Consider the following 13,295-nt stretch of genomic DNA (forward strand, 5'->3'; position numbering starts at 1 on the left):
CTCCGTTCGGAACAATTTAATCCTATTATTCCACATTATTTCCCTGACCAATCCAAATTCTCTAAAAAGTTATAAATATCTTCGTGTAACCTATCCTTCTCTTTCCCTAATGTAATCACATGACCGGATTCCTCATACCATTTTATTTCTTTTTGTTCTGACTCCACATTTTCATATATATAGTTTGCACTATTTACGTTAATCATTTCATCTTTTCTCGCTTGAACAACAAACGTTGGTGTGTATATCGTATCAATTTGATCATGTACATCCGTAATAAAAGCACCTAGCTTTTCGAAGGTTGGTTTCGATTTATCCATAAGCTCTGCTACTTCTTGTTCTATTTCCTCAGCTGATTTCTCTTGTAGTTGTTTATACTCTTTGGCAAAATGTTTAAATCCCTTGGATAGCTGGAAGTTATTATCGAAAAACATAGGGGCACACATTGGTACCACACCTTTTATTGGGAAGGAATAGGCAAGCTTTAAGCCTAATACCCCACCTAGAGATAATCCAGCAACCGCGATTTCTTCATAGCCTAAGCTTTTTAAATGCTCCATTGCATGCTGAACATCCTCCCACCAATCCTCAGGTGTATAGTTCAAAATTTCTTCAGGTGGTGCCCCATGTCCCCGATAAATAGGGGCATGACAGGTATAGCCTTGCTTTTGTAAATAACGACCTAGCATTCTTACATCGGCAGAATGACCTGTAAATCCATGTAGCAATAAAACCGCTCGTTCCCCCGCTTTAAATGTAAAGGGTTTTGGTGTAATGATTTTCACTATGATTCAGCTCCTTAACCACTTATGCTATTAGTGTATGTCATTTATTCTTTTCCTTATTATGCTGGTGTTTAATAAGTGTTAGTAAAAATATTCCTCTATATACTAAATTTGGAATACCCTATATACGCAAAAAAACAGCAAGTCGAATGCTTGCTGTTTTAAGCTGTTACAATATATCCGAGTATAAAGGTTAAGATAAAGAATAAGATTGAAGTAACAATTGTCGCCTTATGAAGAACAGCGTCAATACCTCTCGCCTTTTGTTTACCAAATAATTGCTCAGCACCGCCTGAGATTGCACCAGATAGTCCTGCGCTTTTTCCGGATTGAAGTAAAACTAGACCAATAAGTACTACGACATCAATAATTAATAATGTAACCAACGTTCCATACATGATGTGTTACACCCCCTAAAAACGCACATATCTAAATATAACATAAATGTAGCATAAAATAGGCACTCTAGCAAGATGGAGAGAATAAATAAATTAATAGAGATGAAAATATAGCTTAGACATATAAAATTCAATCCTAATCTTTCTCCTAACGCGCATTTTATGGCATAATAGAGTATGACTAAGTTTTTATAAATGAAGATAATGGAGGAATACAATTATGGTAGAAAAAACGTTTACAATTACATCCGCTGAGGGAGTACATGCAAGACCAGCTACGATTTTAGTGCAAAATGCTAGCAAATATAATTCAGATATAAATATGGAATACAAAGGTAAAAGCGTAAATCTTAAGTCCATTATGGGTGTTATGTCCCTAGGTGTTCCATCTGGAGCAGAAATTAAAATTACTGCTGATGGTTCTGATGAACAAGATGCGCTAAATTCAATCGCAGAAACATTAAAAAAAGAAGGCTTGGGGGAATAATCCTATGCAAACATTAACAGGTATAGCGGCATCTAATGGTATAGCAATTGCAAAAGCCTACCTGTTAGAAGCGCCTGAATTACATTTCACAAAAAAAGCAATTGAAAATGCAGAAGATGAAATCAAGCGTTTGGATCAAGCGATTGAAACATCAAAAAGTGAGCTAGAGAAAATTAAAGAGCATGCCAAGCAAAAATTAGGTGACGAGCATGCTGAAATTTTTTCTGCACACTTACTCGTTTTAAGTGATCCCGAGCTTATTCAACCAATGCACGACAAAATCAGCTCAGAAAAAGTGAACGCAGAAGTTGCACTAGATGAAACAGCAAATATGTTCATTACGATGTTTGAAAATATGGATAATGAATATATGCGTGAGCGCGCTGCTGATATTCGTGATGTAACGAAGCGTGTGATGGCTCATTTACTAGGCGTTTCTTTCCCTAATCCTGCATTAATTAATGAGGAAGTTATCGTCATCGCACAGGACTTAACACCTTCTGATACTGCACAATTGAACAAGCAGTTTGTTAAAGGATTTACTACCGATATTGGTGGGAGAACGTCCCACTCTGCTATCATGGCTCGTTCATTAGAAATACCTGCAGTTGTGGGTACAAAAAATGTAACAGCAACTGTTTCAGATGGCGACCTTATTATTATTGATGGATTAGATGGGAAGGTAATCATTAACCCTTCAAATGAAGAGCGTGCTGCTTACGAAAAGCGCCAGGCGGAATATGAAGAGCAAAAAGCAGAATGGGCAAAACTAAAAGACGAAGCAACAGTTTCTGCTGACGGAACACATGTGGAGCTTGTTGCCAACATCGGTACACCTGAAGATATTGAAGGTGTAATCCGTAATGGTGGCGAAGGTGTTGGTTTATACCGTACTGAATTTTTATATATGGGTAAAAGCAGCCTTCCAACAGAAGATGAGCAATTCGATGCTTACAAAACCGTTCTTGAAAATATGGGCGATAAGCCTGTAGTTGTTCGTACACTCGATATTGGTGGCGACAAGGAATTAGAATACTTAGATCTTCCAAAGGAAATGAATCCATTTTTAGGATTTCGTGCGATCCGCTTCTGCTTGGAAAATGATGATGTATTCCGTACACAATTACGTGCTTTACTACGCGCAAGTGTATACGGTAATTTAAAAATCATGTTCCCAATGGTCGCAACGATTCAGGAGTTCCGCGATGCGAAGGCACTTCTATTAGAAGAGAAAGAAAACTTACGTAAAAAAGGCGTTGAAGTATCAGATGATATCGAAATCGGTATCATGGTGGAAATTCCATCAACAGCTGTTATCGCACGTCAATTTGCGAAGGAAGTAGATTTCTTTAGTATTGGAACGAACGATTTAATCCAATATACAATGGCTGCAGACCGTATGAATGAGAAGGTTTCTTACCTATATCAGCCATACCACCCAGCTATTTTAAACTTAGTGAACAACGTTATTGAAGCAGCACACGCTGAAGGCAAATGGGCTGGAATGTGTGGAGAAATGGCAGGAGATCCAATCGCCATTCCAATCTTACTTGGATTAGGATTAGATGAATTCAGTATGAGTGCCACATCCATTCTACCGGCAAGATCCCAAATCCGTAAACTTTCTCAAGCGAAGATTGCGGAATATAAGGATGAGCTTTTATCTAAAGGGACTGCAGAGGAAGTTGTAGAATTAGTGAATAAAATCACAGAATAATTTTTAAGGAGCCAGCAGATTTATTAGTCTGCTGGCTTTTCATTTATTATTAATAATTTCTTGCACTTCATATTTTCTATTTTTATAACTCCCTCCCCGCTTAACCTGTAGGGACCGTAATATATTCGATGCTATATCTTTAGAAGGAATTTGGAGAAAATGACGACAATCTCGATTCGTCATCGCTTTATGAAACAGTAATGCATAGTCCTCTAGAGTAGATAAATGTGCTTCTTTTGATTTGAAGTTACATTTATTACAATACCAATATCCTTTTATTCTAATCATTGCTAGCTGTGAACAAGAAGGACAGTGTACCCCTGGTAAAATTTCTGATTCTGTAAGTTGAAATTTCTGTAGTACATTAGTGTGATGGGGTGTATTTAATTTAAGTAGAACCCTTGAAATTTTTTGTAGCTCCTTTGTAGTCAAGTGCTCTTTACGATGCTTTTTTTCTATTTCCTCTACTTTAAATGGAATGGCTTCTGCTCGGACAATCATTTTTGAATTTGGATGATTAAATGGTTCTACTTTAATAATAGTAGAAGGATTACTAATAATGACGAGGGTTTCGATTGGGGCATGCGGAAGCTTATGTTTCGTTAAAAAGGATTGAAGCTGATTCTTTTGCCTTCGTGCTTGTATCACTGGATCACTGTAAGCTGTTCGATCACTATCCCATTCTCTAATTAATTGAGATGATTGTTGATCAAATATTAATGTTCCTCTATGGCTTTTCACCTCCATTATAATAATAAATTTCGATGTTAAAATTAATAAGTCCATTTGAAAGAATCTCCCTTCACTATCTGGTAAGCGAAGATCTTTAAAAACGAAATACTCTTTATTTAAAAAGGATATATGAAAATTTAAGGATTGTTCACCTCGATAACCGGACAAACGATTATTGTATTCTTCTACTATTTTAGGTCGCTTATTATGATTTGGATGAAGTCTTCTTAAAAGCGCCTCAAGCATACGTATTATTAGTGGGGTAGAACCATCATGTTTTATCATCATTTCTCTCCTTTATGTTTTTTTATACAGGCTTTGCATTAAAATCATTTAATGAATCATTACTCGCATATCTTGGCAGCTCATTCGTATACTCCTATTTTTTATTCGTCTGTTTAAAGGACTTACTCGTGAAAATCGTATATACGCGTCTAAAAGGCATTTTTATTCGTATTTCAACTATGTATTTTCGCATATTTAAGGAAATACTCGCCTATAAGAAAAATACTCGTAATTTCACTTAACATATTCGCCTATTTCATATAAATACGAGTCTATTACTAATCCCTATTCGCCCAAAATTCCCCGAAAAAATTATACTCGTAAAAAGGATAATTTTTCTCGTTCATCCCAACTAAATACTCGCCCCTCCCCCACCTTTATTCGTCACAACACCACCACCCTCACCCTAACAATTCACAATACTCGTCCCCCCCTCTCATTTATTCGCATCACCCGAATCCACCATAGCTTACTACAACAATCCACTCCACGCACACATACAAAATAGCCCATTATTAATTAAAATTTATTTAAATCATGAAAATATCCAGATCAAACACACAAAAAAGGCACCCACAAAGGATGCCTTTTCCAAAACCTATATTATTTTAAGTTATAAAACGCCTCAACGCCACCGTAGATAGAAGTTTCACCAAGCATATCTTCAATGCGAAGAAGCTGGTTGTACTTCGCTACACGGTCTGTACGGGATGGAGCACCAGTTTTAATTTGGCCAGCGTTCGTAGCAACAGCGATGTCAGCAATAGTTGAATCTTCTGTTTCACCAGAGCGGTGAGAGATTACTGCAGTGTAACCAGCTGTTTTCGCCATTTCAATTGCTTCGAAAGTTTCGGTTAAGGTACCGATTTGGTTTACTTTGATAAGGATAGAGTTACCAACGCCTTCTTCAATACCGCGACCAAGACGTTCTGTGTTCGTTACGAATAAATCGTCGCCTACTAACTGAACACGGTCACCAATCCGTTCTGTCAATAGTTTATGACCTTCCCAGTCGTTTTCATCTAGACCATCTTCAATAGAGATGATTGGATATTTATTAACTAGCTCTTCGTACCAATCAACCATTTCTTCAGAAGTACGAACAACGCCTTCCCCTTTAAGGTTATACTTGCCATCTTCATAAATTTCAGAAGATGCAACGTCCATAGCAAGCTTCACTTCTTCACCTGGCTTGTAACCAGCTGCTTCGATTGCTTCTACGATTGTTTCTAAAGCTTCTTCGTTAGACTTCAAGTTTGGTGCAAAACCGCCTTCGTCACCCACTGCAGTGTTTAGGCCTTTACCTTGAAGTACTTTCTTTAAGCTATGGAAAATTTCAGCACCCATACGTAGTGCTTCTTTAAAGGTAGGAGCACCTACAGGCATTACCATGAATTCTTGAATGTCAACGTTGTTATCCGCATGTTCTCCACCGTTTAAAATGTTCATCATTGGTGTAGGAAGAACTTTTGCGTTGAATCCACCAAGGTATTGATACAACGGAAGACCAACGAAGTCAGCAGCTGCATGAGCTACTGCCATAGAAACACCAAGAATTGCGTTTGCTCCTAGGTTTCCTTTGTTGTCTGTGCCGTCTAATTCAATCATTAGCTCATCAATATCAATTTGACGAGTTGCATCATAACCGATAAGTTCTGGAGCAATAATTTCATTTACATTTTTCACTGCATTTTCTACACCTTTACCATTGTAACGGCTCTTGTCACCATCACGAAGTTCTACTGCTTCGTATTCACCAGTAGAAGCACCACTTGGTACTAGTGCTTTTCCGTAAGCTCCTGATTCTGTGTAAACTTCAACCTCAACTGTTGGGTTTCCGCGAGAGTCCAATACTTCGCGAGCATAAACGTCTGTAATATAAGGCATGTTTTATTCTCTCCTTTAAAATAATAGTTTCGATTATTCCTTGATTAAGCTTTTTCCTGTCATCTCTAGTGGTTTCTCCACATGTAAAAGATCCAATAGAGTTGGCGATAAATCACCTAAAATTCCATCTTCTCGTAAGGTAACACCTTTTTTTGTTACGATAACGGGAACTGGATTTGTTGTGTGGGCTGTCATTGGCTTCCCTTCCAAAGTAATCACTTCGTCCGAGTTACCATGGTCCGCTGTAATTATAGCGTACCCACCTTTTTCTAAAATCTTGTCTACCACTTTACCTAAACATTCATCAACCGCTTCAATGGCTTTCACTGTTGGTTCGAGCATACCAGAGTGTCCTACCATATCTGGGTTAGCAAAGTTTAAGATGATCGCGTTATGCTTCTCTTGTTCGATATCCTCAAGTAAAGCCTCTGTTACCTCGTATGCACTCATTTCAGGCTTTAAGTCGTAGGTTGCTACTTTTGGTGAAGGAATTAAAATGCGATCTTCCCCTTCAAATTTCTCTTCACGACCACCACTCATGAAATAGGTTACGTGCGGATACTTTTCTGTTTCGGCGATACGTAATTGAGTTAAACCATTGTCTGCTAGCACTTCTCCAACTGTATTTTTCAAATGGTTTGGACCAAATGCTACGTTTGCTTTAATATCGTCGCTATATTGAGTTAGCATGACAAATTGAACATTTTTAGGAGCTTTTTCTCCTAAGTCAAATCCAGCAAAGTCTGGGTTTGTAAACGTATGTGTCATTTGTGTTGCGCGATCTGGACGGAAGTTATAGAAAATAACCGCATCCTCATCTTGAACGGTTGCAACAGGCTCGCCGTTTTCCTTCGTAATTACAGCTGGAATGACGAACTCATCGAACACTTCTTCTGAGTAGGAGTCTTCTAAAACTTCATGTGGATTTCTAAATTTAGGACCATCACCATAAACCATTGCACGATATGCTAGTTCAACGCGCTCCCAACGCTTGTCGCGGTCCATTGCATAATAGCGTCCTGAAATGGTTGCAAATTCGCCGACACCTAATTCTTTCATTTTCTCTTCCGTTTGATTAATGTAAGTGGATCCAGTTGTTGGACCAACATCACGGCCGTCTAGAAAAGCATGTAAGTAAACCTTTTCTAATCCTTTATCTGCTGCTAGCTTAAGTAGTGCAAATAAATGATTTATATGGCTATGTACCCCACCATCGGAAAGTAAACCAAAAATGTGTAATGCTTTATCTTTACTCTTCACATGCTCTACTACATCATTGAACTGTTCATTTTCATAAAAGCTTGCGTCTTCTATAGATAGATTAATGCGACTTAGACTTTGGTACACAATACGACCTGCACCAATGTTTAAATGGCCAACCTCCGAGTTTCCCATTTGTCCTTCTGGAAGACCAACTGCAGAACCACTTGCTTGAAGTGTAGCATGTGGGAACTCCTTCCAATAACGATCAAAATTAGGCTTTTTCGCATGTGCTACTGCGTTCCCTTTTGTTTCATCACGTAATGCAAATCCATCGAGTATAATCAATGCTGCTAATTTGTTTTCACTCATTTTGCGCCAGCCTCCACGAGCTGAACATAAGAATCTGCCTCTAGACTTGCTCCACCTACTAAAGCACCGTCAATATCAGTTTGTGCTAATAGTTCATCAATATTTGCTGGTTTTACACTACCACCATACTGAATACGAACCGCTTCTGCTGCTGCATCAGATACAGCACTCTTTACAACTTGACGAATGTGTGCACATACTTCGTTTGCTTCTTCAGATGAAGCTGTTTTACCAGTGCCTATTGCCCAAATTGGTTCATAAGCAATAACCGTTTCTTTAACCTGCTCTTCCGAAAGACCATCAAGTGCAGCTTTTACTTGCGCTTCAACAAGTGTTTTTGTTTCGTTGTTTTCCCGTTGCTCTAACGTTTCCCCAACACAAACAATTGGAATTAAGCCATTCGCAAATGCAGCTTTTGTTTTCTTGTTAACAGATTCATCTGTTTCATTAAACATTTCACGGCGCTCGGAATGTCCAATTACTACATAATCTACCCCTAAATCCTTTAGCATAGTTGGTGATACTTCACCAGTAAATGCACCGTTTTCTTCAAAGTGCATATTTTGCGCACCAATTTTTACGTTTGATCCTTTTGCTTTTTCAACTAATGTTGGAAGAGCAAGAAATGGAGCACAAACTACACTGTCCACTTTATCAGATGCAGGTACTTTTTCACGAATATCGTTTAAAAATGCTTCCGCTTCTGAAATCGTTTTGTTCATTTTCCAGTTTCCTGCAATAATTCGTTTACGCATACTTCTCACCTCATCTAGTACAAATTTTATTTATCATTAAGTGCTGCTACACCAGGAAGTACTTTACCTTCCATAAATTCTAAGGATGCTCCACCACCAGTTGAAATGTGATCCATTTGGTCAGCGTAGCCAAATTTTTCAACTGCAGCAGCAGAATCACCACCACCGATTACTGTATACCCGTCTGTCTTAGAAAGTGCTTCAGCAACTGCTTTTGTTCCGTTTGCAAAGACATTTAATTCAAATACACCCATAGGTCCATTCCAAATAACGAGCTTCGAATTTTGAATTACTTCCTCGTATTTTTTGCGTGTTTCTGGACCAATATCCAGTCCTTCCCAATCAGCAGGAATTTCACTTATTGGAACAACTTTTGTATTTGCATCTTCAGAAAAATCATCAGCAACAACAATATCAACAGGCATTAGGAAGTTTACACCTTTTTCCTCTGCCTTTTTCATAAATTCATTTGCTAAATCGATTTTATCTTCTTCTAATAGAGACTTTCCAATTTCATGACCTTTTGCCTTTACAAATGTGTAAGCAAGGCCTCCACCAATAATGAGATTGTCTACTTTATCTAATAGGTTATCAATAACACCGATTTTGTCTTTTACTTTTGCTCCACCGATAATAGCAGTAAACGGGCGTTCTGGATTTCCTAAAGCTCCACCTAATACTTCAAGCTCCTTTTCCATCAAGAAGCCAGCAACTGCTGGTATGTGGTGAGCAATACCTTCCGTAGAAGCATGTGCACGATGCGCTGCGCCAAATGCGTCATTTACATAAAGGTCAGCAAGCTTCGCAAATTCTTTTGCAAGCTCTTCACTATTTTTCTCTTCTCCAGCTTCAAAACGAACATTTTCAATTAATAGAACGTCACCTTCATTCATACCACTGATCGCTTCATTTACCTCAGACCCAAATACCTCATCTGTTTTCACAACAGATTGATTTAAGTAGTCACTAAGCTTTTGAGCAACAGCATCAAGACGTAACTCTTCTACTACTTGGCCTTTCGGACGACCAAGGTGACTTGCTAAAATGACCTTTGCACCTTGTTCTACTAAATACTGAATAGTTGGTAGTGCTGCTTTAATACGAGTATCATCGGTAATTTCTCCGTCCTTCATTGGGACGTTGAAATCTACACGACAGAAAACCTTCTTACCTTTCACTTCTACGTCGCGGATCGTTTTTTTGTTCACAAAAAGCCCTCCGTAATTATGTAATTAAATTGGAAAAAGCGAAAAAGCGCCTTCGTTAAGCGCTACAGCTGGAAATAAGAGCCTCCCCAACCTTTTTAACTCAAAAACACATCATAAGGAGGAGGGTATCTCCCTTCCTCCTTATATCTATGTTTATATTCTACATCCGGTATTATAGTCCTTTATTTGCGATGTATACAGCTAAGTCAACGCAACGGTTAGAGTAACCAGATTCGTTATCATACCAAGATACAACTTTTACAAGGTTGTCTTCTAGAACCATTGTAGAAAGTGCATCGATTGTAGAAGAAGCAGGGTTACCATTGTAATCACGAGATACTAATGGAAGATCAGAATACTCAAGAATTCCTTTTAGTTCACCTTCCGCAGCTTCTTTAAGAGCAGCGTTTACTTCATCAACGGTTACATTTTTATCAAATTCAGCAACTAGGTCAACGATTGAAACGTTTGGTGTTGGAACACGCATTGCCATTCCGTTTAACTTACCTTTTAGTTCAGGTAATACTAGAGATACAGCTTTTGCAGCACCAGTAGAAGTTGGGATAATGTTTTCAGCTGCTGCACGAGCACGACGATAGTCTTTGTGTGGTAAGTCTAGAATTTGTTGGTCATTTGTGTAAGAGTGAACAGTTGTCATCATACCACGCTTGATGCCAAACTTATCGTTTAACACTTTAGCCATTGGAGCTAAGCAGTTTGTAGTACAAGAAGCATTAGAGATTACATCATGGCTTCCTGCATCATATTTATCTTCGTTAACACCCATTACGATTGTAATATCTTCGTCTTTCGCTGGAGCTGAGATAATAACTTTTTTCGCACCAGCTTCAAGGTGTTTTTTCGCATCGTCACGTTGTGTGAATCGACCAGTAGATTCGATTACAATATCTACGCCAAGGTCTCCCCAACCTAAGTTAGCAGGATCTCTTTCTGTTAGTACTTTAACTTTTTCATCGCCAACTACTAGGCTGTTTCCATCAACAGTAACCTTTTGTTCTAAAGTTCCATGTACAGAATCATATTGTAGTAAATGAGCAAGCATATTTGCATCTGTTAAGTCGTTAATTGCAACTACTTCTACATCCTTATTTTTTAAAGCTGCACGAAATACATTTCTACCAATACGTCCAAATCCGTTAATACCAATTTTTACTGTCATTTTAAAATTCCTCCTTGTGTTATCAACCTTTTTATTTAAAGGGATTTACCCTTTTACCAATAATGTTGCAGCTGCTTCATCGGTTATGAGCACATTGCTATGACCATAATGAAAATAGGATTCAATTGCATCCGCCTTTGAAGCCCCACCTGCTACCGCAATCACATGCTCTTTCTGATTCAAATCTTCAACCTGTAAACCTACCGTTCTAACTTTATGGACAATTTCACCACGTTTATTGAAGTAGTACCCAAAGGCTTCACCAACACCGTTAGATTTTTGAATTTTTTCTATTTCAGCTGGTGGTGTCTTTCTTCTTTTTGCCATAGACATAGCATCCCCAATTCCGTGGAGAACCACATTCGCATTATAGATATAGTTTGTCACTTCCTTTACAGAAGGCTCCTCTATAATGGAACGATAAGAATTTTCACTAATCGGGTCAGGTACAAAAAGTAAACGATAATCTCCTTTTGCTCGTCTCGCCATTAGAGCACAAATCGTATTTGCTTGATTTTCTACTTGCTCTCCTAATCCACCACGGGAAGGAACGAACAAGCAATTGTGTTTGTCTAATGGAGTCATCGCTTCAGCAACTGCTGACATTGTAGAACCACCGGTCACAGCAATAATCATATTATCTTGAATAATTTGTTTTAAGTAAGTAACACAAGCCTTTCCTAACTCTTGTTTTACCCTTATTTCATTATCACTATTACCAGGAACTACAATAACTTTTGTTAAGTTAAATTTTTTCTTTAATTGCAGCTCCATCAGCTCTAATCCTGAAAGTTCTTTCATTACTTCCGTAAGCTGATCTAGAACGGATTTGCCTTCTTTGGTTAATAGCATCCCTTTTGTGGTGATTTCTATTAGCCCTACTTTTTGAAAAAATTCAACTTCACTACGGATTAGTCGTTCTCCATACTTGGTTTGTTCTGCCAATCCTCTACGCCCAACCGGTTGTAATAAATGAATCATTTTCAACAAATGAAAGCGACGTTCAATAATTTCCATTACTTCTGGAAATAATTTTTGTTGTAAGGCAATCAAGTCCCGCATTGGGCCAACTCCTTTAAACGTCTTCTTTCTTATACTGGGATAATAATTGTCCCGGTATGGCTTATTTTGTCCCGATATGTACAAAAAAATACGATATGTACATTTACAATTTTAACAACACTGTTCCAAATGTCAACAAATCAATACTTTTTTTGTAATAAATTTTCTACATTTAAATAATCTATTGTCGAAGCATCTAATAGCTCCCCACCAATTTCAATAACTGGAATCGTTAATTGATATTTTTCTAGAAGTTCATCATCCTGATAAATATCCACTTCCTCAATTGAAAAATCATATACGTCCTGAAATAGATGTAACAATTCCTTTGCTTCTACACATAAGGGGCAACGTTCTTTCGTATAAAGAATAACTTTATTCATCTATATGCTCTCCTTTTCTTTACTCCTTTCTATTTTAGCAAATTTCTAGTTCGTTAAAAAATCTTATCCTTATATTGTATTCTTTTGTTTTTCAATTGTTATTACTGATAAACTTGTAATGAATAGATACACTTGCGTTTTTCCGTAGTTCCAAGTATAATTTTATATGCTGTTTTAGTTTTTCTGCCCTCGTGGTGTAACGGATAGCACGCAAGATTCCGGTTCTTGTAATGGGGGTTCGATTCCCTCCGAGGGCGTTTAAAGAATCACTTTAAGACTTGATATATATAGGTTTTGAAATCTGCTTGTGTAAAATTAGTGTAAAATGATTTAAAAAGTGTAAAAAAAGGCAGTTACTCATTTAAGAGTGCTGCCTTTTCATTTAATGTTTCGTTAACTTATCTAAGAAACTCACCTTTCCTTCTTTCTCTCTTTTATCTAATCCATTTGAAATCATTAATTGTTCCAGAATAAAACCTAAAGCCATGAAGAATACTCCGCTTATTACTCCGCCACCAATAAACATAGAAGTGTTCACAATGTTTTCTGTTTGTAATGGTTTTAACACTTCAACTTTTTCTTCATATATGCTCGGAAGGTCTTTATATCTGTTGTATTCTTCGGTTAAATCACCATCATAAATTAACATTCCTCCGATTATTCCGCTAATAATAAACAACACTCCAAACACTTTTAAGAATGTATCCAATCCTATTCCCCCTAAAATTTTGTCTGCTTATCTGTTTTCGACAAAGATGTTAAAATTCCTACTTAATATATTTGCACACAAATCCCTTACGACTTTACTTTGTTCTACATAACCTTTAATGTTTCTAAGTCCGCT

At 37.6% G+C, this 13,295-nt stretch carries 13 protein-coding genes and 1 tRNA gene; 3 read left to right on the forward strand and 11 right to left on the reverse strand.

Features of this window, described 5'->3' with window-relative positions; genetic code table 11:
• Window positions 1-35 precede the first annotated feature (35 nt).
• Window positions 36-785, reverse strand: coding sequence for an alpha/beta hydrolase (locus tag C1A05_RS12800; RefSeq protein WP_102028627.1), 750 nt, complete (start codon window positions 783-785; stop codon window positions 36-38).
• Window positions 786-946: 161 nt separating this feature from the next.
• A complete protein-coding gene (gene secG, locus C1A05_RS12805; protein WP_102028628.1) occupies window positions 947-1,183 on the reverse strand; it encodes a preprotein translocase subunit SecG in 237 nt (78 codons plus the stop codon).
• A gap of 220 nt (window positions 1,184-1,403) precedes the next feature.
• Between secG and C1A05_RS12810 the strand changes: the two genes are divergently transcribed.
• Both C1A05_RS12810 and ptsP read left to right on the forward strand, forming a co-directional pair.
• Window positions 1,404-1,670 (forward strand): phosphocarrier protein HPr, encoded by a 267-nt coding sequence (locus tag C1A05_RS12810; protein ID WP_102028629.1) that lies wholly within the window; start codon window positions 1,404-1,406, stop codon window positions 1,668-1,670.
• Window positions 1,671-1,674: 4 nt separating this feature from the next.
• On the forward strand, window positions 1,675-3,387 hold the full coding sequence (gene ptsP, locus C1A05_RS12815) for a phosphoenolpyruvate--protein phosphotransferase (RefSeq protein WP_102028630.1): 1,713 nt from the start codon (window positions 1,675-1,677) through the stop codon (window positions 3,385-3,387).
• A gap of 39 nt (window positions 3,388-3,426) precedes the next feature.
• Here the strand turns inward: ptsP and C1A05_RS12820 are convergent, their stop codons facing one another.
• From C1A05_RS12820 to C1A05_RS12855, 8 genes are all read right to left on the reverse strand, one after another.
• Entirely contained in the window at window positions 3,427-4,404 is a 978-nt protein-coding gene (locus C1A05_RS12820) for an NERD domain-containing protein (protein WP_159462070.1), read from the reverse strand.
• Between the two features lie 603 nt (window positions 4,405-5,007).
• Window positions 5,008-6,291, reverse strand: a complete 1,284-nt coding sequence (gene eno, locus C1A05_RS12825) for a phosphopyruvate hydratase (RefSeq protein WP_102028632.1) — start codon at window positions 6,289-6,291, stop codon at window positions 5,008-5,010.
• Window positions 6,292-6,324: 33 nt separating this feature from the next.
• Complete coding sequence (gene gpmI, locus C1A05_RS12830) at window positions 6,325-7,863, reverse strand: 2,3-bisphosphoglycerate-independent phosphoglycerate mutase (RefSeq protein ID WP_102028633.1); 1,539 nt, start codon at window positions 7,861-7,863, stop codon at window positions 6,325-6,327.
• Window positions 7,860-8,618 carry a triose-phosphate isomerase gene (tpiA, locus tag C1A05_RS12835; protein ID WP_102028634.1) on the reverse strand — a complete coding sequence of 253 codons (759 nt, stop codon included), beginning with the start codon at window positions 8,616-8,618 and terminating at the stop codon, window positions 7,860-7,862. The genes gpmI and tpiA overlap by 4 nt, the downstream gene beginning before the upstream one ends.
• A gap of 26 nt (window positions 8,619-8,644) precedes the next feature.
• A complete protein-coding gene (locus C1A05_RS12840; protein WP_102028635.1) occupies window positions 8,645-9,826 on the reverse strand; it encodes a phosphoglycerate kinase in 1,182 nt (393 codons plus the stop codon).
• A gap of 172 nt (window positions 9,827-9,998) precedes the next feature.
• Complete coding sequence (gap, locus tag C1A05_RS12845) at window positions 9,999-11,006, reverse strand: type I glyceraldehyde-3-phosphate dehydrogenase (RefSeq protein WP_102028636.1); 1,008 nt, start codon at window positions 11,004-11,006, stop codon at window positions 9,999-10,001.
• A 45-nt stretch (window positions 11,007-11,051) separates the two neighbouring features.
• Window positions 11,052-12,068, reverse strand: a complete 1,017-nt coding sequence (locus C1A05_RS12850; protein ID WP_102028637.1) for a sugar-binding transcriptional regulator — start codon at window positions 12,066-12,068, stop codon at window positions 11,052-11,054.
• A gap of 140 nt (window positions 12,069-12,208) precedes the next feature.
• Window positions 12,209-12,451: a glutaredoxin family protein gene (locus C1A05_RS12855; RefSeq protein WP_102028638.1), complete on the reverse strand. Its 243-nt coding sequence runs from the start codon at window positions 12,449-12,451 to the stop codon at window positions 12,209-12,211.
• 185 nt (window positions 12,452-12,636) lie between these two features.
• Here C1A05_RS12855 and C1A05_RS12860 point away from each other — a divergent pair.
• A tRNA-Arg gene (locus C1A05_RS12860) sits at window positions 12,637-12,708 on the forward strand.
• 125 nt (window positions 12,709-12,833) lie between these two features.
• On the opposite strand, the gene C1A05_RS12865 is transcribed toward C1A05_RS12860, so the two are convergent.
• A complete protein-coding gene (locus C1A05_RS12865; RefSeq protein ID WP_102028639.1) occupies window positions 12,834-13,160 on the reverse strand; it encodes a hypothetical protein in 327 nt (108 codons plus the stop codon).
• Between the last annotated feature and the right edge of the window lie 135 nt (window positions 13,161-13,295).

This window comes from Salirhabdus sp. Marseille-P4669 (assembly GCF_900240405.1).
Classification (GTDB): domain Bacteria; phylum Bacillota; class Bacilli; order Bacillales; family Alkalibacillaceae; genus OEQK01.